The 24,164-nt window shown below is 34.0% G+C and carries 24 protein-coding genes; all 24 read right to left on the minus strand.

The features are described from left to right. Window positions 1-32 precede the first annotated feature (32 nt). The gene (locus THENA_RS07560; RefSeq protein ID WP_245523240.1) at window positions 33-1,457 is read right to left on the minus strand and encodes a menaquinone biosynthesis decarboxylase; all 1,425 of its coding nucleotides are present in this window, start codon (window positions 1,455-1,457) and stop codon (window positions 33-35) included. 100 nt (window positions 1,458-1,557) lie between these two features. After that, window positions 1,558-1,986, minus strand: coding sequence for a universal stress protein (locus tag THENA_RS07565; RefSeq protein WP_013756812.1), 429 nt, complete (start codon window positions 1,984-1,986; stop codon window positions 1,558-1,560). 22 nt (window positions 1,987-2,008) lie between these two features. Then, window positions 2,009-2,212 carry a hypothetical protein gene (locus THENA_RS07570; protein ID WP_013756813.1) on the minus strand — a complete coding sequence of 68 codons (204 nt, stop codon included), beginning with the start codon at window positions 2,210-2,212 and terminating at the stop codon, window positions 2,009-2,011. Window positions 2,213-2,432: 220 nt separating this feature from the next. Beyond that, window positions 2,433-3,092, minus strand: coding sequence for a phosphate signaling complex protein PhoU (gene phoU / locus THENA_RS07575; protein WP_013756815.1), 660 nt, complete (start codon window positions 3,090-3,092; stop codon window positions 2,433-2,435). Between the two features lie 17 nt (window positions 3,093-3,109). Then, window positions 3,110-3,862 (minus strand): phosphate ABC transporter ATP-binding protein PstB, encoded by a 753-nt coding sequence (gene pstB / locus THENA_RS07580; protein ID WP_013756816.1) that lies wholly within the window; start codon window positions 3,860-3,862, stop codon window positions 3,110-3,112. Window positions 3,863-3,871: 9 nt separating this feature from the next. Next, complete coding sequence (gene pstA, locus THENA_RS07585; protein ID WP_013756817.1) at window positions 3,872-4,690, minus strand: phosphate ABC transporter permease PstA; 819 nt, start codon at window positions 4,688-4,690, stop codon at window positions 3,872-3,874. A gap of 1 nt (window position 4,691) precedes the next feature. Further along, window positions 4,692-5,633 (minus strand): phosphate ABC transporter permease subunit PstC, encoded by a 942-nt coding sequence (pstC, locus tag THENA_RS07590; RefSeq protein ID WP_013756818.1) that lies wholly within the window; start codon window positions 5,631-5,633, stop codon window positions 4,692-4,694. A gap of 212 nt (window positions 5,634-5,845) precedes the next feature. Further along, window positions 5,846-6,640, minus strand: coding sequence for a 4-hydroxy-tetrahydrodipicolinate reductase (dapB, locus tag THENA_RS07595; RefSeq protein ID WP_041438632.1), 795 nt, complete (start codon window positions 6,638-6,640; stop codon window positions 5,846-5,848). 28 nt (window positions 6,641-6,668) lie between these two features. Continuing rightward, entirely contained in the window at window positions 6,669-7,544 is an 876-nt protein-coding gene (locus tag THENA_RS07600; RefSeq protein ID WP_013756820.1) for a lipoyl domain-containing protein, read from the minus strand. Window positions 7,545-7,568: 24 nt separating this feature from the next. Next, window positions 7,569-7,913: a hypothetical protein gene (locus tag THENA_RS07605; RefSeq protein ID WP_013756821.1), complete on the minus strand. Its 345-nt coding sequence runs from the start codon at window positions 7,911-7,913 to the stop codon at window positions 7,569-7,571. Window positions 7,914-7,987: 74 nt separating this feature from the next. After that, on the minus strand, window positions 7,988-9,022 hold the full coding sequence (locus THENA_RS07610; RefSeq protein WP_407635127.1) for a deoxyguanosinetriphosphate triphosphohydrolase: 1,035 nt from the start codon (window positions 9,020-9,022) through the stop codon (window positions 7,988-7,990). Between the two features lie 28 nt (window positions 9,023-9,050). Beyond that, window positions 9,051-11,702 carry a pyruvate, phosphate dikinase gene (gene ppdK, locus THENA_RS07615; protein WP_013756823.1) on the minus strand — a complete coding sequence of 884 codons (2,652 nt, stop codon included), beginning with the start codon at window positions 11,700-11,702 and terminating at the stop codon, window positions 9,051-9,053. Window positions 11,703-11,790: 88 nt separating this feature from the next. Next, entirely contained in the window at window positions 11,791-12,603 is an 813-nt protein-coding gene (locus tag THENA_RS07620) for a pyruvate, water dikinase regulatory protein (RefSeq protein WP_013756824.1), read from the minus strand. A 25-nt stretch (window positions 12,604-12,628) separates the two neighbouring features. Next, entirely contained in the window at window positions 12,629-14,704 is a 2,076-nt protein-coding gene (glyS, locus tag THENA_RS07625) for a glycine--tRNA ligase subunit beta (RefSeq protein WP_013756825.1), read from the minus strand. Window positions 14,705-14,751: 47 nt separating this feature from the next. Further along, window positions 14,752-15,633, minus strand: a complete 882-nt coding sequence (locus THENA_RS07630) for a glycine--tRNA ligase subunit alpha (RefSeq protein ID WP_013756826.1) — start codon at window positions 15,631-15,633, stop codon at window positions 14,752-14,754. A 1-nt stretch (window position 15,634) separates the two neighbouring features. Further along, complete coding sequence (locus THENA_RS07635) at window positions 15,635-17,089, minus strand: glycosyltransferase (RefSeq protein WP_013756827.1); 1,455 nt, start codon at window positions 17,087-17,089, stop codon at window positions 15,635-15,637. Window positions 17,090-17,124: 35 nt separating this feature from the next. Continuing rightward, entirely contained in the window at window positions 17,125-18,246 is a 1,122-nt protein-coding gene (locus THENA_RS07640; RefSeq protein WP_013756828.1) for a glycosyltransferase family 4 protein, read from the minus strand. Then, window positions 18,239-19,435 carry an MFS transporter gene (locus THENA_RS07645; protein WP_013756829.1) on the minus strand — a complete coding sequence of 399 codons (1,197 nt, stop codon included), beginning with the start codon at window positions 19,433-19,435 and terminating at the stop codon, window positions 18,239-18,241. Before THENA_RS07645 ends, THENA_RS07640 begins: the two co-directional genes overlap by 8 nt. Further along, on the minus strand, window positions 19,428-19,964 hold the full coding sequence (locus tag THENA_RS07650; RefSeq protein WP_013756830.1) for a recombination protein O N-terminal domain-containing protein: 537 nt from the start codon (window positions 19,962-19,964) through the stop codon (window positions 19,428-19,430). Before THENA_RS07650 ends, THENA_RS07645 begins: the two co-directional genes overlap by 8 nt. Next, window positions 19,961-20,401, minus strand: a complete 441-nt coding sequence (gene cdd / locus THENA_RS07655) for a cytidine deaminase (protein WP_013756831.1) — start codon at window positions 20,399-20,401, stop codon at window positions 19,961-19,963. Before cdd ends, THENA_RS07650 begins: the two co-directional genes overlap by 4 nt. A gap of 96 nt (window positions 20,402-20,497) precedes the next feature. Beyond that, complete coding sequence (locus THENA_RS07660; RefSeq protein WP_013756832.1) at window positions 20,498-22,126, minus strand: CTP synthase; 1,629 nt, start codon at window positions 22,124-22,126, stop codon at window positions 20,498-20,500. Beyond that, a complete protein-coding gene (locus THENA_RS07665; RefSeq protein WP_013756833.1) occupies window positions 22,110-23,414 on the minus strand; it encodes a hemolysin family protein in 1,305 nt (434 codons plus the stop codon). The genes THENA_RS07660 and THENA_RS07665 overlap by 17 nt, the downstream gene beginning before the upstream one ends. Beyond that, window positions 23,411-23,815 carry a diacylglycerol kinase gene (locus tag THENA_RS07670; protein WP_013756834.1) on the minus strand — a complete coding sequence of 135 codons (405 nt, stop codon included), beginning with the start codon at window positions 23,813-23,815 and terminating at the stop codon, window positions 23,411-23,413. The genes THENA_RS07665 and THENA_RS07670 overlap by 4 nt, the downstream gene beginning before the upstream one ends. Then, entirely contained in the window at window positions 23,790-24,164 is a 375-nt protein-coding gene (gene ybeY, locus THENA_RS07675) for an rRNA maturation RNase YbeY (RefSeq protein ID WP_169309428.1), read from the minus strand. The genes THENA_RS07670 and ybeY overlap by 26 nt, the downstream gene beginning before the upstream one ends.

Raw genomic sequence — 24,164 nt, forward strand, 5'->3', positions numbered from 1 at the left:
TTATTATATTCCCAAACTCCTTTCAATCAATGCTAAAATCCATATTCTTTCCAACGTTTGCTCACCAAATCTTTTATCTTTTTATCCATCACAATATCAGGAGGAAATTCTCTTACAAGCCCCTCTTCTTTCATCTTCCTTGTTGCATCTATCCCCATCTTGGAACCAAATCTCGGATAGGGAGCAGCGTGATCTAAAACGTCCACTGGACCCTTTACAATTTCAATATCCCTTTCTGGATCTACATTATTAAGCGCTTTCCATCTCACAAAGGACATGTCGTGTACGTTTACATCTTCATCAACTACTATAATAAATTTCGTAAAACTCATCTGACCAAGTCCCCACAGCGCATGCATAACCTTTCTCGCATGCCCTGGATATTGCTTTTTAATTGAAACTACTGCCAAATTATGAAATACCCCTTCAATTGGCAAGTTTATATCCACTATCTCAGGCAAAGTCATCTTCAGCATAGGAAGAAATATTCTTTCAGTAGCCTTGCCAAGATATGCATCTTCCATAGGAGGTCTTCCCACAATAGTAGCTACATAAATAGGATTTTTTCTATGAGTAATACAATCAACGTGAAAAACAGGGAAATCGTCTTCCAAAGAATAAAATCCAGTATGGTCTCCAAATGGCCCCTCTCGTCTAAGTTCTCCCTTCACCACGTAACCTTCTAACACAAATTCAGCTTGAGCCGGCACCAATAAATCTGAAGTTACAGCTTTAACCATCTCTACACCGGAACCTCTCAAAAAACCAGCAAAAACAAATTCGTCAACGTTTGGCGGCAAAGGTGCCGTAGCAGCATAAATAGTAGCAGGGTCAGCGCCAATAGCTACTGCAATAGGCATTTTCTCACCAGGATTTAATTTTGAATAGTGTCTTGCCCCATCCTTATGGTGATGCCAGTGCATACCTGTCGTATTTTTATCAAACACTTGCATCCTGTACATCCCAAGGTTTCTCTCTTTTGTTATTGGATCCTGAGTAATAACAAGCGGAAGAGTAATAAACGGCCCACCATCAAGTGGCCAGCAATGTAGTATTGGTAGATCGCCTAAATTTACTTCGTCACCCTTTAATATTACTTCCTGACACGGAGCTTTATTTACAATTTTTGGTTTTATATTTATAAGTCCCAAAACATCCGGTAAAGATTTCAAAGCATCCCAAAAACCAACTTTCTTAGTTGGAAACTTAAGCAATTCTTCAATCCTTTTAGCAATGTCTTCAGGATTTCCTATTGCACTTATCACTCTATCCCAAGTACCGAAAATGTTAATAGCCAAAGGAAAATTAGAATTTTTTACCCTTTCAAAGTAAAGAGCAGGTCCTCCTACCTTTACAAATCTATCTGCAATCTCCGTTATTTCAAGGTATCTGTCAACTTCAACTTTTATTCTCTTTAACTCATTTTTCTTTTCTAAAAAAGATAAGTATTCACCCAATGATGTAAAGGCGCTTATTTTACTCACTCCCTAAAAAATAAAAGAATACCTTCAAGCTAAATAGCCCTTAAAATATTATTTAGTTTTTGTTTAATTTATTCTATTTAACCAGAATTACTGGAACCTTTGCATTTTTTAATATAGCATAAGCAACGCTGCCCAAAAGCCCAGACAAAGGATTTAAACCCTTATTTCCAACCACAATTCTATCAACATTATTTTCTTCAGCATATTTTAAAATTTCCTTTGCAGGGTCGCCACCTGATATCAGTATAGCCTTTACATTCACTCCACTATTATCAAAAATTTTCTTAGCTTCATCCAATTTTTTTGAAAAAGCCAAATCACAGGCTTCATTAATCTTCTCTGGATCCACAAAAACATCATCGCTAACATATGTCCAGTCATATGAACAGCCTACTGTCATAAGTATTACTTCGACCGATTTGTGTTCCTTTGCCAAATTCAAAGCAAATTCGGCAGCTTTCATTGAGGGTTTTGAACCGTCCACAGCAACTAAAACTTTCATCTTTACCTCCTTAAGTTATGTTTTAGACTTTTGCCAGATCCATAAGAAGTCTTGGATCCGGATTTACACATAAATATGGAACTTCAGTAACATCATCATAACAAAGATCTAAAACATGATCAATTTGACCAAAGTATTTATCTGTAAGGAAATCAATGTACACATTTATTCCTTCTTCCCAAAAAATCAGATCATGCTTAAATTTGTTAATTTGATCCGGCGTCACTATTCTTGCCTGCAAACTGCTAGGCTCTGGATCTGCTCAAGCACCGCAATATTTTATAGGTGCACTAATTATAATGTAAGCTGTACCTTTTGTTCTCGCTTGAATAAACTTTTTTGCTTCATTTGTTACTCTTATTTTCATAATTGCATCTCCCCACTTCAAACTAAAAATCCTTTAGTTTTTAAGACTAAACTCCCCTCACAGCTAAATTTAATTTCAGTTAAGGCTTCATATGCTTTACATTTTTTCCTCTTACAATATACAAAACGTCCTCTGCAATATTTGTGGCATGATCCCCCAATCTCTCAAAATGTCTGGTAATAAAAAGCCAATCAATAATTCTCTCACAGTTAAAACGCCTTTCAGCAAGTTCTTTTTTTAAATTTTGTAGTATATTGTGATAATCCTCATCTACAGCATCATCATCTTCTATTACGCTAAGTGCCATCTCTTCGTTTCTTTCCACAAGTGAGGTAATGGCATTTCTAACCATAACCTTTACTTTCTTAGCCATATCAGGAATTTTTTGCATAAAGAGTTCAATTGGAGGATCCTTTAACAAATTTATAGCAGAAACAGCGATGCTCTTCGTCTCATCAGACATCCTTTCAAGATCTACTATTATTCTCATAATCATAACAATATATCTAAGATCCCTTGCTACCGGCTGATAAAGCGCCAACATAGTCATACACTGTTCTTCTATATCTATCTCAAGTTCATCGGTAATCTTTTCGCTTTCGATGACCTCTTGAGCAATTCTTGAATCCCTTTCCAGAATGGAAAGAATTACCAGATCTATCGCTCTCTCTACAAGAGTTGTCATTTCGAAAAGCTTTTTTGTTAATTCCCTGATTTCTATATCAAAATGTCTCTCCAAAGATACACCTCTCTTTCTTAACCAAATCTGCCAGTTATATAGTCCTCTGTAAGCTTTTCTTTTGGAACTTTAAATATCTGTTCTGTTACACCATATTCTATCAAACTTCCAAGATACATAAATGAAGTAAAGTCAGAAATTCTTGCTGCCTGTTGCATGTTGTGTGTAACTATGACAATTACTATCTCATTTTTCAGATTTACTATCAATTCCTCTATTTTTGCAGTAGAAATTGGGTCAAGTGCCGATGTAGGCTCATCCATCAAGATAATTTCGGGATCGTTTGCAAGGGCTCTTGCAATGCAAAGCCTTTGTTGTTGACCGCCTGAAAGATTCGTTGGAAGATCTTTTAACCTATCTTTAGTTTCTTCCCACAAAGCAACTCTAATTAAATTCTTTTCACATATTTCTTCTTTTTGTTTTTTTGAAAGTCTTTTTCCGCTCATCAAAAATCCTGCTAGGACATTATCCTGTATGGACATAAAGGGAAAGGGATTAGGTCTTTGAAAAACCATTCCAACCTTTCTTCTCACTTTATATAAATCCATCTTGAAAATGTCCTCATTGTCTAAAAGTATTTTCCCCTTAACAGATGCATTTTTATCGAGTTCGTGCATTCTATTCAAACACCTCAAAAGCGTTGTTTTCCCGCATCCAGAAGGACCAATTATTGCTGTAACAGCCTTATCATAAATATCAAGGTTAATGCCCTTCAAAACTTCGTTCTTCCCAAAAAAAGCGTGAACATCCTGCAATTTCATCTTTATCATATCTTTCGCCTACTCTCCGAGTCTTCTATAACGACCTAAAATTATACTCAAAACTGTAACAAAAGTTATTAGAACTAAGGCTCCAGCCCAGGCTAATCTGTGCCATTCATCATATGGCGAGATTGCATATATAAATATTTGCAACGGTATTGCAGCCATTGGCCTTGTAGGGTTTAACTCTAAAAAGCTATTTCCAAAAGCTGTAAAAAGAAGCGGAGCTGTTTCACCGGCTATTCGTGCAAGAGTTAAAAGTGAAATAGCAAGAAGTGGAAATTTTGCAAACCTAAGTACCACGAAAAAAATAACCCTTGTTCTAGAAAGACCAAGCGAATAAGCCGCCTCAAGCAAAAGGGTAGGAGTCATATTAAAAATCTGCTCACTTGCAAGCACCATATATGGAATTCCAACTAACGCAAGCGCTACCGAACCAGCAAGACCAGAAAAGTGTCCCATTTGCTTTACTACTATATAATAAACACAGATACCACAAACAATTGTTGGAGTCCCCTGAAGCAAAGACATCGATTCTTTTAGAACCTTGGCAAAAAAACTTCCAGAATAAAGGTGCAAATATAGACCTCCCAAAATAGATAAACAAACAATTATTATCATTGCAATTGAATCAATAATTATAGAACCTACAATTGCTTGTTTGAATCCTCCTGAACTAGAACCTACAGGCCTTGCCGTTTCAGTAAAAAAATTAATGCTTAGCGAACTAATCCCATCTTTTATAAGTTGAAAAAGTATAAAGGCTAAAATTAAAGATACAAAAATTGCCACCCCAAGCGTAAAAACTTGAAAAACTTTATCAACAATAAATCTCAAACTATGCCCTCCTATACAAAAACCTTAGTAAGAGCTTAGCAAAAACATTAGTAACAAACACAAGAACAAACAAAATAAGTCCAAGCTCAAATAAAACAGATAGATATATTCTAGAAAAAGCCTCCGCAAATTCATTTGCAATAATACTTGTTAGCGTTGCGGTAGGAGAAAAGAGAGAATTTGGGAAAAAAGGTCTATTTCCAATAAGCATTGCTGTAGCCATTGTCTCTTCCATGCCTCTTGCAAGAGAGAGAAAAATTACAGCTATTATTCCCTCTTTGATAAATGGCAGAATCAAACCCTTTACAATCTCAAACTTTGTTATTCCAAGACTAAAACCAGCCTCAATTAGACTTTTAGGAACCAAAACTATTAATTCCTTGATCAAAACCGTCTGAATCGGGACAAGCATCAAGGTCAAGATTAGAATAGTAGTAAAAAGACCAAATGGAGAAGGATCTCCATTTAAAAATGGGATAAAACCAAAGAAAGTTTTTATTATAGTCTCAACTTTATCAATGTGTGGAGCCACATAAAAAATAGCCCATAAGCCAAGAACCACTGATGGAATAGACGCAAGCGCATCTATAACTGTAGAAAAAAAAGAAGAAATTTTTCCTCTTGAATAAAATGAAAGAAAGAGGGCAATTGGAGTTGAAATCATCAAACCCAAAACTGTGCTAATAACGCCAACCATAACTGTTACAAGCAAAGGCGCTATCACACCAAATTTATCGTTTACAGGATCCCAGTTATTCGTAGTAAACACACTAAAACCCAAATGTTCTATTGCAGGTAAAGAATTTATAAACAAAACTATAAAAATCAAAGCAGGCAATAGTACCAGAAAAAGTGCAGAAAACTTTAACAATAAGTCAAAAAAAGAAAAATTTTCAAGCCTAAAAGAACTAGAATCAAACAAAAACTTAGCTCTTTTGAACACTAAGCTCTTTCACTCCTTAAAGTTAGCATAAGATACACATCTTAATTTATCACAATAATGTTAATTTTATGTTAATAAGAAAATAACTACAAAATTTTCATATTTTTAAAAAAAACTAATTTTAAGTTTCTTTAAATCTAAAAAAAACCTCGCAGTCAATTTAGCTGCGAGGACTTATAGATAAAGTTATTACCATAAAAACTTAATTCCATTTATAACAAGTTTTCTAGACCTATTACAAAACCGTTTAGGTCCTTTACTTTTCTAATTGCAAGTAGCACGCCCGGCATAAATGATTCTCTTGACAAAGAATCATGCCTAATTGTCAAAATTTCACCCACGCCTCCAAAAAGAACTTCTTGATGTGCTACAAAACCAGGTAGTCTTACAGAATGGATTCTAATACCGTTTACCTCTCCACCGAGGGCACACTTTATCTTCTCTTCGCCTTGAACAGTATCTTTATTAAAAACTTTTGAACCCTCTGACATCAAATACGCTGTTCTTAAAGCAGTCCCAGAAGGGGCATCAGCTTTTTGATTGTGATGAAGCTCTATTATTTCAGCATGATCCAGATACTTAGCTGCCTTTTTAGCAAACTCCATCATCAAAACAGCACCTAAAGAAAAATTAGGGGCCAGGAAAAATCCTACTTTTAATTCATTTGCCATCTTGCCCAGGCGATCCAATTCTTTGCCATCAATTCCCGTTGTCCCTACTACCACGTTTCTCCTATATTCAAGAGTCTTTTCAATAGTATGCGGGGCTACATTTCCCCTTGTAAAATCTATCAACACGTCAAACTGAGTTTTTACCAACAGGTCTTCAATAGTAGAACTTACAGTAGTAGGATCATCAATCTTAAATAACTCGCTGAGAGTTTTCCCGCCAACAGCAGGGTCAACCCCACCTACCAACTTCATGTCTGGCTGTTTTAAAATGGTTTCAGAAACCATTCTTCCCATCTTTCCACCAATACCCGATACCACTACACTAATCATCTTTATCTCCTCCACAAATAAAATAAATACAAACTTAGATGACTAAATTCTCAGGATTAATTAAAAAATCCCTTAATTGTTTCATAAAATTCAAAACAAAGGATAAGTTTTTTTGAAAAATACATTCAAAAAATATGCTTAGCTCATCCTCAGGCTCTTCATTTTCAAATTCTGCTTTATTATAAGCAGAAATTAAAAGCACAGATGTATTACTGCTCAAATTTAACTCTACCTCATCCAACTCAATACCCTTACAAAGGATTATATACAACCCTTCATTTGCTGAAAAATCTACAACTTCATCTTTTTCTGTTTTAAATTCCTCTATAGATCTTAACCCCTCAATCTGAACTTTCTTAAGTAACTTATCTGAATAAGAAAAACTACTCTCTAAACCTTTATCAGTTAACTCCAAAAAGTTAATAGAATAATCTTGCCCAAAAAAGGGATATTTAATATATGATTTTAAAACACAGAAGAATAAATAACTCGAAAGAGTAATAGAATTTCTTCTAATAAAATTAGTGCTTCTTAAAACGTTAACCCTAATCTTTAGCTTCAAAAAATTTCCCCTATGTACTTTTACAAGTTCTTCAGGTTCCTCTTTGTGTTCTATTTTTACTTTTTCTACTCGAGTTTCCAAATCCTTATTTATACCTAGAGAAGGGCTCTCATTAGATAAGACATCTACAACCTCAGCAACTGGTTGACCTACATTTATAAAACTATTTTCTTGAAGCATATTAATTAGCCTTCCAGAATAGGGAGACTTTATAACGCTTGTCACCCTTTGATTTTCAATCAAAGCTATCTCATCGCCAACTTTTACCAGATCGTTTTCTTTTTTTAACCATTTTACCAATCTATTTCTTATACTATCCTTGTTTACTTCAGGCATCAAAATTTGCATAGTCAAACTCCCAAAAATTAGTCTTTATATGCTTATGTAAAAATATCCTGATCTATAAAGCTTTACCAGTTCTATTAGACCAGCATCAATAATATCTAAAAATGGATACTCGTCGGATTTTACTTTTTCAGCATTGGGTAATACTAGCTTAAATTTTACGCCATAAGTACTTAAATTTTCCATTCTCTTCACAAGGTCTTCTGTAACTATGCGCTTATAGAACAAATCAATCCCCTCAAATGTAAAAAGAAATATTACCGATATAGATCCTGGACTTACCTTTTGGTAAAGCTTTTCAACCTGATCAATTGCAATCCCCAACCTATATGTATCACAACTTTTTACATGCAACGCAATCTGATAAAGCATACTGACCCCCTTTTAGTGAAATTAATTTGAAAAATAACTACAATATAATAATATAAAAATTTTAACACATTTAGCTAGAAATCCAACTTAAGTGGCCAGCTTGAAGGTAAAAAGTTTTTTTCAAAATATAAGACTATATAAGAATCAGTCATGCCTGAAATATAATCCTTTATAGCAATATTTGATTTTTCTGAATCAGAATTATACCACCCATACACCTCAGGCAAATTCAAAATTTTGTCAATATTTGACTTCAAATACTCTATTATAAAGTTAAACATTCTAGTAACCTTTTCTTCTTCTCTTCTTAGAATTTCTGCTGAATATACGCTTTGCATCATAAAATCCCTTAAACTCTTAATTACACCAATAAATTTTGCATCATCTTTAAATCCTTCTTCTTCGTCAAATCCACTAATAATAAGCCTAATAAGAGTATCTACCCTCTCACTATGAGTCTTGCCAATTTCTTTAACAAAGGAGGGCAAATCATCGTATTTCAATAAACCTGCTCTTATTGCATCATCGAGGTCATGACATATATAAGAAATTTTGTCACAATATCTCACCAACAAGCCCTCTTGAGTAATAGGTTTAATTTTATCGTTTATACTATGCCTTAGAATACCGTCTCTTGTCTCTTGAGTAAGGTTTAACCCAAACCCTTTCCCTTCTCTTTTTTCTAAAATGTCAACAACTCTTAAACTTTGTTCCTCGTGTCTAAATGGAGGCAACAGCCTATTCAATACATCCTCGCCTATATGACCAAATGGAGTATGCCCCAGATCGTGACCAAGACTTATTGCCTCTACAAGATCTTCATTTAAACCTAAAATTCTTGCACACGTTCTAGAAATCTGAGAAACCTCAAGAACATGAGTAAGTCTCGTTCTAAAATGATCTCCTTCAGGAGAAATAAAAACTTGAGTTTTATGTTTCAAGCGTCTAAATGCCTTTGAATGAATAATTCTGTCCCTATCTCTTTGAAATGGATTTCTGTATTCACATTCAGGCTCAGGAGTCTGGCGACCCAAAGTCTTTGAACTAAGAGCCGCCAATTTTGAAAGATATCTTTTTTCTCTTTCTTCCTGAGTAGTTCTATAAACCAGCATCAAATTCTAAAAAATTAATTAAATATTATTTATCGGCTTCATACTGCCTTTTTGCAAGAATAGTTGCCCTTGCAGCAGCAAGCCTAGCAACCGGGACCCTAAAAGGAGAACAGCTAACATAATCAAGGCCTATTTCATAGCAAAAAGCTATTGACTCAGGGTCTCCACCATGTTCACCACATATGCCAATTTCAAGTTCCTTGTTTGCCTTTCTTCCCCTTTCGACAGCAATCCTCATCAACTCGCCCACTCCGTCTCTATCAAGAGTTTGAAATGGGTTTACAGGCAGTATTCCTCTCTCTAAATACACCGGTAAAAACTTGCTTTCTGCATCATCTCGGCTAAAGCCAAAGGTCATCTGAGTAAGGTCATTTGTACCAAAAGAGAAAAATCTAGCATATTTTGCTATTTCATCAGCTTTTAGCGCCGCCCTTGGAAGTTCTATCATTGTCCCAAATAGATATGGTATCTGAATGCCCTGCTCTGAAATAACTTCTTTTGCAACTTCTTCAAGCTTTTCCCTGACAAGTCTTATTTCATTTATATGGCCCACAAGTGGCACCATTATTTCTGGAAAGACTTTATCGCCCTCTTTGATTACCATTGCTGCTGCTTCCAGGATAGCCCTAACCTGCATCTCATTTATTTCAGGATAAACAAGACCCAACCTACACCCTCTAAAGCCCATCATTGGATTAGATTCCTTTAGAGCCTCTGCTCTTCTAAGAAGTCTTTTCTTTTTCTCTACAAGGTCTTTTTCTCCATTTTTCTCATGCTGGGCTATCTCTTCTTTCAAGATCTCTCTTTTTGGCAAAAATTCGTGCAAAGGCGGGTCAAGAAGTCTGATTATTACAGGATATCCTTTCATTTCTTTAAATATCCCATAAAAATCTTCTCTTTGCATAGGAAGCAATTTTTCAAGTGCAGCCTTTCTTTCTTCTATAGTTTCGGCTACTATCATCTCCTGCATAGCAGGAAGCCTATCCTGTGCCATAAACATATGTTCAGTCCTACAAAGGCCTATACCCTTTGCCCCAAATTCATAACTTCTTTTCGCGTCCTCTGGAGTATCAGCATTAGCCCTAACTTGAATCTTTGCTAATTTATCAGACAAAGACAACAAATTCTTAAGATCTTCACTAAGTTCAGGCATAATAAGTGGAGCAACACCTTTAAAAATATTTCCAGAAGTTCCATCTATAGTTATAACGTCAAATTCCTTTACAGTTTCGCCATTTACAGTAAAGAGCCTTTCTTTTAGATCTATTTTTATCGATTCAGCGCCTACTACAGCAGGCTTTCCCATTCCTCTAGCTACCACAGCAGCATGGCTTGTCATGCCACCTCTTGCGGTAAGAACACCCTTTGCAGCAGCCAGACCATGAATGTCATCTGGTACAGTTTCTGGTCTAACTAAAATTACGTCTTCATCGCTCATCTTAGCGGCAAGATCAGCATCAAAGACCACTTTACCAGTAGCAGCACCCGGAGATGCTCCTAAGCCCTTTGCTATGCTCTGAAGCTTTGAGGAAACATCAATTCTTGGATGAAGTAAAAAGTCCACCTGTGAAGGTTCAACTCTTAGAATTGCTTCTTCTTCGTTAATTAACCCTTCATTCAAAAAATCCATAGCTAGTTTTACGGCTGCACCAGGTGTTCTTTTGCCAGTTCTAACTTGAAGCATATAAAGTTTGCCTTTTTCTATGGTAAACTCTATATCCTGCATATCTTTATAGTGTTCTTCAAGGACCTTACAAAACTTTAGAAGTTCATCATAAACGCTTGGCATTTCCTTTTTTAACTCAATTATTGGCTTTGGCGTTCTTATGCCAGCAACCACGTCTTCACCCTGGGCGTTTACTAAATACTCACCAAATACACCCTTGTCGCCTTTCTTTGGATCTCTTGTAAATGCCACACCGGTAGCGCTATCATTACCCATATTTCCAAAGACCATAGTAACAACGTTTACAGCTGTACCAAGATCATTTGGAATATTGTTAATTTTTCTGTAAGTAATTGCACGAGGAGCATTCCATGATTTAAAAACAGCCTCTATAGCCATTTTCAATTGAACAAATGGATCCTGTGGAAATTCTTTATTAAACCTCTTGTATATATCGAAGTATCTTTTTATAAGTTCCTTAAGGTCTTCAGCACTTAATTCCACATCATATTTAATGCCTTTTTTGGCTTTCATATTCTCAAGTTCATTTTCAAACGGCTGCAAACCCATATCAAGAACAATATCACCAAACATCTGAACAAGTCTTCTATAAGAATCATAAGCAAGTCTTGGATTAGAAGATTCCTTACTAAACAATTCTACTGTTTCATCGTTTAATCCTATGTTTAAAACAGTATCCATCATTCCCGGCATTGAGAACTTTGCACCAGACCTAACCGAAAAAAGAAGGGGCAACCCAGACTTTGCAGCAAACTTTTTCCCAGTTTTTTCTTCAACAATCTTGATATTTTCCAAAACCATCGGCCAAAGCTCTTCGATGATTTTTTCCCCTTTTTCCATATAGAGATTACAAACTTCAGTTGTAATAGTAAATCCGGGGGGCACAGGCAAACCGATGTTTGTCATCTCTGCAAGTCCAGCACCCTTACCACCCAGCAAGTCTCTCATGGAAGCGTTGCCTTCTTCAAATAAATATACCCATTTCCCCATGCTCACTCCTCCTAAAATAGAATTTAAACCCTTTTTGTACTTTGAATTACTAAATTAGATTTTAGCACAAAGAGAAAGTATAAACCTTCTAAGAGATCCTATTGTTGCTTAAAATATTAAGTATCTCTGTGGCAGTTTCTTCTACCGCCTTATTTGTAGCATCCACAATTTTGCAACCAATCCTTTTCATAATATTTTTAGCAAAAGCAAGCTCTTCTTCTACAAATCGTATGTCCATGTATGCTTTCATACCAGTAATGCCCATTTTTTCCAATCTCTTTGCCCTTATTGCTGCAAGAGCATTTGGCTCAATAGTCAAACCAATTATTTTTTCCTTTGGCAACTCAAACAAAATACTAGGCGGTTCTATCCCTAATACCAAAGGAATATTGGCAACCTTGTATCCTTGATGTGCCATATACATTGAAAGTGGAGTTTTAGAAGTTCGAGATACGCCAATTAATATTAAATCAGCTTTTAACAAATCGCCTACATTTGCCCTTCCATCATCACATCTCACAGCAAACTCTATTGCCTCTACTCGGCTAAAGTACATAGTATCGAGTTTGTGTAAAATTCCTGGTTTTTCAATTGGGCTTTGTCTTGTAAACGTTTTTATTGCATCAATTGTTTGACCTAAAACGTCTACAGCCTTTATAGATCTTTTTTCTACTTCATCCTTCAAAAGTGATCTTAGTTGACTGGTAACAATCGTGTAGAGTATCAATGTGTCTTCTGGGTTAATGTTTTCTAGAATTTCAATAAGTTTTTTATCATCAGTTACATAAGGAATTCTTTTAATTCGAAAATCCACAGCATTATCAGGAAAAAGGCTTGTTGCAGCCACAGCTACAGCCTGCGCAGTGTGACCAGTTGAATCAGATAATATTAGAATATTCATATTGACTCCTTAATAAGGAAAGTTATTATTGATTTCTTACAATCTTTTTCCAATTCCACAGCCTAAAAAATGGCAATGATATCAAGTTTAATAATGCCTTTCTGTTGTCTCTAATTTTCTTATCCTCCACGTTAACGAGCACATTCTCAAAAAATGTGTGAATTGGTCCAGACAGGTTAATAATTATATTTAGAATCTCATCGTATTTTTTATTTATTATTGCATCTTCCAATTTATCTTTATTGTTAATAAATTTTTCGTAAAGCTCCCTTTCGTCTCTTTCAACTAATAAAGATGAGTCAAAAGCTACCAACTCTTCTTTGTCAGAAATAATTCTTCCAAGTCGGATAATGGTACTTACAATATCAAAGAAATCCTTTCTCTTAGACCATTCAGTAAGAACGTCCAATCTTCTTTTGGCTTTTACAGGTGAAGAAGTAATGTCTAATACAGCGTCAACCAAATCATATCTATAACCCATATCAATAAATAATGATGACATCCTAGTTTTCATAAAACTAATTAACTGGCTAATATCTCTTGAAGGGAGTGTGGTTATATATGAAATAGAATTCAGAGCAAAGTTAAATATTTCTTCAAGTTCATTTTCATAACCGATGTCCATCAATATTCTCAATACTCCTGCACTTGCCCTTCTTTGACCATAGGGGTCACCTGCACCTGATGGAGTTAAGTTGTTTAAAAAGGACATAAATAGGTGATCGCATTTGTCAGAAAAAGAGAATAACTTTCCTAATAAGGTAGTAGGAAGAGGAGACTTCATGCTTATTGGGAGATAATGCTCTTCTATTGCACGGGCAATTTCAGGATCGATTCCTTCTTTTTCAGCGTAAATTCTTCCCATTATACCCTGCAATTCTGGAAATTCAAAAACCATCTGAGTAACTAAATCGCACTTTAAAAGCGTCGAAGAATTTTTTATTAGCTCTTCGTCAAGATTTATGTCAAAAAACCTATTAAATGCAAGAGATAATTCTCTAATCCTAAAGGTTTTGTCAAGATAGTTCCCCAATCCCTCAAGATAAGAAACGCTAACGAGATCGTCTAATCTATCCCTTAACTTTTTTGTTAAATCCTTTTTCATAAAAAACATTGCATCAGACAATCTTGCTTTCAAAACCTTTTCGTTCCCCGCTCTAACTATCTTCGTATCCTTGTTTACACCGTTTATTATTCCTACAAAATTTGGCATTATCTGGTTATTATTATCTACTACAGCAAAATATCTTTGATGCCTTGCCATGACAGTTATGAGAACTTCTCTGGGAAGATTCAAAAATTCAGAATTAAATGATCCTAAAAATGCTTTTGGACTCTCAACCAAAAACAACACTTCTCTTAAAAGATTCTCATCACAAACAATTTTTTGGCTCTTATTCAAAACTTTATTAATTTCAAAATCTATCATCTTTGCTCTTTCATTATGATCGACGATAATATTTTTTTCTTTCATAATATTAAAATAATCTTCGATTGAATTTACTTCATGCTGCTCGTTTGGAGCAAACCTTTCAAGAAAAGTAAATTTATCCGATTCCAATCTTCCAAGATGGACTTTTACATGTCCAGAGTCAGAAATAGATAAAATCCATCTTATTGGCCTTACAAACCTAATTCCAGCCCCCCATCTCATGCTCTTTGGCATCTTCAACTCTGAAACTATTTTGGGCAAAATATTTGGGATGATATCTGAAATCTTCAAGCCTTTATCCGTTTTATAAAATACTACATACTCTCCACTTTCGCTCTTATCAATCATTACATCATCAACAGAAATATTAAATTTTTCAACAAATTTAAACAACGCAGGCATAGGCTTCATATTGGAATCGTAAGCAAATCTTACAGGAGGTCCTTTTATTTTTTGTTTTGTTTCCGGAGTAAAATCGGGCAAACTAGAAAATAAGACAATTCTTCTCGGAGTGGCATAACATTCTGTGCTTTGTTTTATCATTTCTAAATCTTTACCATCAAATATCTCTGAAAATTTGCTTAAAAATATTTCTTTAAAGTCTACACAAACGCTTGAAGCAAAGTTAAACGGCATCTCTTCACAGCCTATTTCCAACAAGTATTTCATACCTTTATCTACATTTCCTCTCTTTCTTTAAAATAATAAACTTTAAATTAAACATTTTTACTTTTGTTCTCTTTATTATTTTTCTCAAAAGCTACAATTTTTTTTGCAACCTCTTTTGCAAGATTTCTAACTCTTGATATATAATGTGTCCTTTCTAAAACTCCAATTGCACCCCTTGCGTCCAAAAGGTTAAAATTATGCGAGCACTTAAGCACATAATCATAAGCGGGCCTTATTAAGTCTAATTCTATTAATCTTAAAGCCTCTTGTTCATAATCATCAAAGTGCCTTTTTAGCATCGAAATATCAGCTTCTTCAAAATTAAACTTTGACCACTCTACTTCACCGTTAAAATGAACATCTCGATAGGTTACTTTATCGTTAATCTTTATGTCAAAAACATTGTCTACATCCTGTAGATAAAGAGCTATTCTTTCTAACCCATAGGTAATCTCAAGAGAAATGGGATCAAGATCTATTCCACCAGCCTGTTGAAAATAAGTAAACTGGGTTATCTCCATGCCATCCAACCACACTTCCCAACCTATACCCCAAGCACCAAGAGTTGGAGACTCCCAATCATCTTCTACAAACCTAATATCGTGTTTTTTTACATCAAGGCCCAATGCTTCAAGACTTCTTATATATATATCTTGAGTAAACGTTGGAGCAGGTTTTAATATAACCTGAAACTGATAATAGTGCTGAAGTCTGTTAGGATTTTCCCCATATCTACCATCAGTAGGCCTTCTAGATGGCTCAACATAACAGGTATTCCAACTGTCTTTCCCCAAAACCCTCAAAAAGGTCGAAGGGTTCATCGTGCCAGCTCCCTTTTCCACATCATACGGTTGAAGTAATACACACCCATTTTTTGTCCAAAAATCCTGAAGTTTTAATATGATCTGTTGAAAATTTAATTTTTTGATTTCAAACACCTCCTAAACGTTTTGGGGAAACCCATATGCTGGGTTTATTGTCAAACAAAACTCTTTTAAAAACAAAAAACATTATAAACATCCAGGTCAACATATAACAAGAAAAAAACAAAGAAAGTAAAATTCTTCTTATAAAACTCATATTAAAATAGTCCTTTAAAAAATACATTGAAACTGGAAATATTAAAGCTGGATAAGACAAAATAATAACTAAAAATACTAAAATATCACCTTTCCCAAAAATCAACAATCCCAATTCTTCAAATATAGAGAGTATAGCAAAAAAAGGTATCAAAAATTCTGAAATAAAGAAAAGAAAAAAATCAATGTTAGATTTAGTTGATTCAAAAGAAATTTCTTTTAAAAAATTACTTGGCCTGTTTAAGATCGCTCTTCTTAAGATAAGCGCTGAATATTTAATATATCTCCTGAGTGAACCCTCAAGCCATCTAAACCTTTGTCTCCACCAAGACAAGATATCAAAAACAGTTTGTTCATAGACAAAAGGTTCTTCAAGAAACACTATCTTTTTTCCATTAAAGAACAATCTCGAAGACATTTCTAGATCGTCTGTAATAGACTCTTCATCAAACCCATGAACTTCTTTCAAAACATCTCTTTTAATAATCATTCCTGTACCACGAAGTTCAACAGCCCCTCCAAACGCGTTTCTAGATTTTTGCATAAAAGAATCCAGACACAATTCAAGATAGGATAAATAGGAGATAAGATTATAATTTGGATTTGATGAAACCTTTCTTAATTGAATTGCATCGGGTTTAAACTCGCTTATAAAATTAGAAATTTTAAGCAAGGCATCTTTTTCAGCAAAATATGAATCTGCATCCAGCATAATTACATAATCGCCCACACAAAGTTTTATCCCATCGTTCAAACTAGCCGATTTCCCAGGTTTAGAACCAGGAGCTCTATGTAAAATTTTAATTTTCTTACCAGAATGAGATTCCTTTTTATATGTGAATACAAAATCATCTACTATTTTACCTGTTTTGTCCTCAGATCTATCATCTACTATTACTATTTCAAAATTCCCTTCCAACTCAGTAATTTTTCTTAGAGTATTTTCGATAACATCTTCTTCGTTGTGAGCACATATTAAAATGCTAAAGTCACAGGGAATGTCATTTCTTTTTATTTCATTTTGTTTTAAACTGCTAATATTATTATTACTTTTCAATTTCTTAATGAGAAAAAAAAGATAAACAAAAAATATTATTATAGAGAAAACATAAAGGACTATTATAATCTTTCTGACATAGAACCATACAAGAAAATAAACAAGAATAAATATCGAAGATAAAATTGATTTGTATTTTGACAGATTAAAAAATATAAAAGATACCATGCTTGATCTAAATTCTTCCGATTTCTCCTGTCCAAAATATACAATATTCTTCTTTTCTATTCTCTTTTGGTTAATTTTCACACCTTCCAAATATTTGATAAAAAATATTTATTTATTTAAACTTTGTTATTCTTCAAAAAATCCCTTGAATTTATTACATTATAGTAGACATCTTCCAAAATTTGTATTTGTCTAAATATATTAAAGTCACTTATAATTCTTTCTCTCGCTTTACTCGAAAATTTATTTCTTAGTTCTTTGTTTTGATAACTAATTTTTAAAGCATTTGTTAATTCATCTTTTAATCTCATAGGATTAATCAGTATTCCAGAATCATGAAGCGCATCCTTTGTAGCTCCTACATTTGTTGCTATGCACATTAATTTAAAACTCATTGCCTCCAAAAGAGCAAGAGGAAGCCCTTCTATTGATGATGGCAAAACAAAGACATCGCTAGATCTAAAAATTTCCTGTTTTCTATCCTGTTTTGCTTCACCAAAAAATATTATGTTCTCGCAATCAAAGTCTTTCTTTAATCTCAAAAGTTCAATTCCGTCACCAACAACTAATAGCTTAACCTTCTCTGGAAACTCGTTCTCTAAAAAGGCCTCACATAATACTTTTACATTCTTTTCAGGACTTATTCTCCCTAGATAAAGAAAAAGGAAGTCAGCATCTAACTTTTCCTTAAGATTAGAGTAACCCGGTGAATATTTTATAGGGTCTACTCCGTTTGGTATTATTTGAAGCTTTTCTCTTTTCACCCCTTTTTCTATTAGAAAGTCGCTTTGCACAGATGAAAGAGTAATAATCTTATCATAATTGTTTAAAAAGGGCGCATAAACGTTGTAAACAACCTGTGAAAAGACCCCCCAAAGAGTTTTGTTTTTGTCAAAAGGAGGATGAAATGTGGCAATTACAGGAATATCGTCAAATAGATCCGGGATAAAAAAATCTAAGAAGGACAGTGTCAAAGATATATGAATACAATCTGGCTTTACAGCTTTTACAATGTCCTTTAATTTTTTTATTGTTGAAGGAGCGATCATAATGTATGGTTGGGTTTTAAATAAATAGGGCAAAAAGCTCTTGTCTTCTTCGTCTTCACCCTCGTCAAAAAGTAATAAATGGACGTTGTGTCCTCTTTCACTAAGTTTTTCTTTGATTTCCTGTACATAAACTGAATTACCATCAACAGGAGAAAGTCTGCCAAGAATTAGTATTTTAAGTTTACTCAATCTTATCAGCCTCCAATGCAACAGATTTCATAGAAAAATATAAAAATGAAGTTAGAATACCAAGAATTAGAAAACAAATTCTTACACCAAACATATCAGCTAATTCACCCGTAAAAAGAATCGGAAATGTCGAAGTAAAGCTAATAAACATATTTAGTATTGCAAAGACTCTCCCCCTGAAAGATTCTTTTACAACCTTTTGCATCATAGATTGAATCGGAATGTTTACAAGAGCATTAGAAATACCTAACAAAAAGGAAATGATGGGTATAATAAGCATTTGAGTAATTATAGACATTAGCACCAAGCACAAGCTGGCAAACAATATTCCTATACTTACAATGGTAGAATTTTTAAAATTTGGGGTTTTAATGTGCCCAATTATTAAAGAACCTAAAACCATTCCAAGCCCTGCAGGAACTACTATTATAGAAAAATTAGCCTCACTAAGGTGCAAAACCTCTCTAACATAACCTACAGCTAGAACGCTTACCATTCCCATCAAAGAAGTTGCTACAGATTGTTCAAGTATTAAAACCTGAATGAGCTTTGAGGATTTTATATAGGTAAAGGAATCAAAGAGAGCCTTCCTGAAAGAACAATATTTTACTTCTGAATGCGGTCTGTCATTTGGCAAAATTGAAGAAACGACAGCAGCCACCAAATAAGACATAGCTGCAAGCACTACTGCTACTTTTATACCAAAAAACAACACAACTGGGCTAATAGCTGCAAAACCAAGTATAAATGACATTACCCATGTAACGTTAAAGAGCGAGTTAGCAGCTGGCAAATTTTTTTTCGAAGCAGTTTTTGGTATCATTGCAAATTCTGCTGGAGCAAATATAACAATCAATGAAGCTATTAAAAAACTATACAAATAGATTGCAAATAAATTTTCTAGAAAAAAAACTAATAAAATAGACAGCAAACTTCTTAGGATATTAATTGAAACCAGGATAATCTTTCTATCCACTTTATCCAAAAAAACTCCTATAAAAGGAGCTATGATTACCGATGGGAGAGCAAAGGATACCATAAGAGAAGAAACGCTAATATTTGTACTGGTTATATTTGAAACTGCAATCATTAAGGCTGCCATCAAAAATTTATCAGAAAACTGTGAAAAAATCTGAGCTATCCACAGCCTTAAAAAGTATTTGTCTTCAAAAAGCCAGACTCTATTCATAAAATTCCTTTTCAATCAGCCTAATTGATTTTGGTAAATAGCCTAAAATTTCAATTATTTGCCTCTTTATTGTCTTAAAGTCACCAACGTCTTTTTCATAAGTCAATTTATCCATAAAACCAGCATAATAAAACTCTTCCTTCAAACATCTTATGAACCAATCAAGATCTTTAAATTGAGTTTCATCCTCAAAAAATATGTTTGTATAAACTCTTTGAACAGATTCAAAATGACCTCTTGCAATTTTATCTATAATGTCTAGATATGAAGAAAGCAAAATAGATTGTCTAAAAGAACTTATATTTGGCGATCTTATTATTCTATACTCATTTAATATCATAATCTCTCCCTTTGTTTTAACAAGTTCAACATCCATAAGTGTGCCAGGAAAAATTAATTTTCTAAGTATATTCTTCTTACTACCTCTTAGGAGAGCTGGCAAAGAACCTTCACTATCAGTTAAGATTTTAACAATAAAGCTATTTTCTTTAATAGGATAAGACTTTAAAAAGATCACCTGATTAGTCATTTATACAAGCTGAATGGATGTCTTAAAAGATCCGAAAAACTCATAATCCTTCTTTCTTTATCAGAAATCAAAATAATTGGGAACTTACTGTCCACAAATTCAGACATAACCTGAAGGCAACATCCACACGGATATGGCAAAATATTTTTATTGTATACTGCAAGACATAAAAAACTTCGCTCTCCATAAGATATGGCTTTAAAAAAAGCTACTCTTTCAGCACACATAGTGGATCCATAAGAGGAATTTTCTATATTACAACCCTGAACTATGTTTCTGCTTTTTAACAACAAACTAGCTCCAACTGCAAACTTTGAATAAGGCGAATAAGAATACATTGAAGCATTCTTAGCTTCGTCTATAAGTTTTTCTATTAAGTTTTTGTCAATTCTGTTTTTAGAATCTAAAAGCAAATTTACTTCTTTCTCTATATCCAAATCTCTACTCTCCAAATAAAAATCTAAAAATAACCAAATCTATACTTATTTGTTTAAAAATTAAAAATTAAAACTATAAAGTCAGAAACTTTTATCTCAAGATTTATCAGATATTGCTACTTTCATAAAGTCAAAAAACAATGGGTGAGGCTTATTGGGTCTAGATTTAAATTCTGGATGAAATTGGGTCCCCAAATACCATCTATGACCTCTTAACTCTACAATTTCTACTAGATTTTTTTCCTCAAATATGCCACTAGCAATCATGCCATGTTCTTCAAACTCTTTTTTAAACATATTATTGAATTCATATCTGTGTCTGTGCCTTTCGAAGACCAAATCTTGGTTATAGGCACGCTTTGCAAGAGTGTTATCCATCAACTTACAGGGAAATGCTCCAAGCCTCATCGTGGCTCCCTTATCAATCACACTCTTTTGTTCTTCCATTAAATCAATTACAGGAAATTTTGTATTCTCATCAAATTCTGTACTATTTGCGCCCTCTAATCCAAGCACATTTCTTGCAAATTCAATACACATAATCTGCATGCCCAAACACAATCCAAAGTACGGAATATTATTTTCACGAGCAAATCTTGCTGCCAATATCTTCCCCTCTATTCCCCTGACTCCAAAGCCACCAGGCACCACGATGCCTTTTACTCCCTCAAGCATTCTTTTTGCATCATCCATTGAGTTAATATTTTCAGTATTTATCCATCTAATTTTCAATTCATATCCCAAATGCAAGCTGCTATGTCTCAAAGACTCCACTACGCTAATATAAGAATCAGGCAATCCAACATATTTGCCTGCAATAGCAATTTCAACTGTATTCTTCAAATTCTTAGCCATTTCAACTATTCTGATCCAACTATCCAACTGCGGTTCTACGTATGGTTCAATCTTTAGTTTACTTGTTACCAGTCTGCTTAATTTGTTGGACTCAAGCATAATTGGCGCTTCATAAATTACATACTTCACATCTTCCAAAGGAATTACTGCTTCAGGCTCTACATCACAAAATAAAGATATTTTTTCCCTTATGGAATTGTTAATAGATTTTTCAGATCTAAGTATTATTATATCTGGTTGAATTCCAATGCTCCTTAACTCCTTGACGCTGTGTTGGGTTGGTTTTGTTTTAAGTTCCTTTGCAGCCTTTAAATAAGGAACAAGAGTTAAGTGAATATAAAGGGTATTATCTCTACCAACGTCTTTTTTAAACTGTCTAATTGCCTCCAAAAATGGCTCTCCCTCTATATCTCCTACTGTACCTCCAACTTCACAAATTAGAACTCCACCATCGTTGAGCAACTCTGCAGCCTCTCTGATCTTTGACTTTATCTCATTTATTACATGTGGCACAACTTGAACAGTGCCTCCCAGGAAATCTCCTCGTCTCTCCTTTAAAAGTATTTCTTGATAAACCATACCTGAAGTCAAATTAGATGACTTTGTAAGATTGGTATTTATAAATCTTTCATAGTGCCCAAGATCAAGATCAGTCTCAGCTCCATCATCGGTTACAAACACTTCGCCATGCTGATAGGGATTCATTGTGCCTGGGTCTACGTTTAAATATGGATCGAGCTTAATAACGTTTACTTTTAAACCCATAGATTTCAATATTCTCCCCAAAGAAGCGACAACTATGCCCTTTCCCAAAGATGAGGTAACTCCACCAGTAACGAAAACAAATTTTGTATTATTGTTTGACTTCATCTATATCTCCTTTCTCTTTGGTAACCAATACATCCCTTATTCTTCTGCCATCCACTTTCAAAATTTTGAATTCGATGCCTTTAAACGAAATTTTATCGCCCTCTTTTGGTATCTTTCCAAAGAGGGCAAACAAAAGACCTGCAAGCGTTTCTTCATTGTAACCATCAATAAAATCCTCAAAATCAAGCTCAACTTTGGCTGCAAATTCCCTCAAGCTTAATCTTCCATTTGCAATAAAACTATTTTCGTTAAAATCTTTCACGAGCGCCTCTTCATCAAAATCATACTCGTCTCTTATCTCTCCTACTATTTCCTCAACCAGATCTTCTACTGTCAAAAGCCCTGCAGTACCCCCAAATTCATCTATTACAATAGCCATGTACAACCTCTTAGCCTGAAGCTCTCTGAATAGTTCGCTAATATTTTTCCCTTCCGGGACGAAGTAAGCTTCTCTAAGCGATGAGTCAATACTTTTGGAATAATCAGTAGAAGGACCCAAATTCATAAGAATATCCTTTACATATAAAATGCCTACAATGTTGTCTATATCCTTATCATAAACAGGATATCTTGAATGCCCTTCATTTCTTATAATTTCTAAAGTTTCGCTCAAAGTAGTCCCCTTTTTTATGCATACCATATCGATTCTTGGAACCATAATTTCTCTTACTACTTTATCTTTGAATTCAAAAACACCACTTATCATCTCTTTCTCTTCTTTTTCTATAACCCCTTCTTCTTCACTTACGTTCACAAGATATTTCAATTCGCTTTCCGTAATTGACGGCAATCCTTTAACGTTTTTTATACCAAATGGAAATAAGAAAGTCCTTGATATAGAAGTAAACACAAAAACAAATGGTCTGCTTAAATGAGTCATAAAATAAAGGAAGAATATAAAAACAAAAAATAACTTATCGGCAAAATAGTAACCAATAGTTTTCGGTACAATTTCACCAATAACAATAATAAAGAGCGAAGAAATAATTACAGATAGAGTAGCAGCAATTGCTATAGAACCAATATTATTTAAAGAAAATAGCTCTATCATAAAAGACGTTACCAAAGTAGAAAGCGCTATATTAACGAAGTTATTCAATAGCAAAAGGGTTGTAATCACTTCTTGAGGATGTGTTAGAAGAAATCCTGCTTTTTCGTGTCCGGATTCTTTGTCATTAATCCACTGCATAATTTTAATTCTACTGGCTTTAGTAAAAACAGTTTCATTACATGACAAAAAAGCTGAACAAATTATTAAAAACAAAGATAAAAGAAAATAAGTTATCATGTTAGTTTAATATCCTTAAAAGAATTGTTTAATCCAAAAATATATGGAAAAAATCGGTTGAAAATTAAAATCAAAAAAATAATTACAGAGAAAAGGCATGCAATAAGAACAAATGAGGCAGACATATCCTTTATTATCTTAACTCTATCATCAAATTCTGGATTTATATAGTCCATTATTCTTTCTACAACTGAATTAATAATCTCAGAAACAATAACAATAGATGAAGACAATAAAACAATAATCCATTCAATAGGTTTAAATCTTAATATTAATCCAATAGCTAACAGTAAAAAAAACATTGTTAACTGAATTTTTAGATTTCTCTCTTCTTTAAAAGCTATCAAAAGACCCATTATTGCAAAATAAAAACTTTTATAAATATTGTGAGACCTTTTCAAGACAATCTCTCTCCTTAGATCTCATTTTTCTTTCGCTAACATCATCGTTGTGGTCAAATCCTAAATTATGTAGGATCCCGTGAATAACAAGCCAAAGCAAGTAGCTTTCAAAATTTTTTTTAGCAACCTCAGGAATTATCTCACCATAGGAACCAGATACAAAATCCTCCCTTGCCCTCTCTACAGAGATTACAATATCTCCCAAAACGCCTAAATTCATATCCCCTTCGAAAGAGAGAACATCTGTAGGACAATCACTCTTACGAAACTCTTTGTTCAAAATCCTAATTTCGTTATTGTCCGTTAACAATAAACTAAGCTCACAATCCCCTACACCAAGAAAATTCAT

This window comes from Thermodesulfobium narugense DSM 14796 (genome assembly GCF_000212395.1).
GTDB lineage: Bacteria > Thermodesulfobiota > Thermodesulfobiia > Thermodesulfobiales > Thermodesulfobiaceae > Thermodesulfobium > Thermodesulfobium narugense.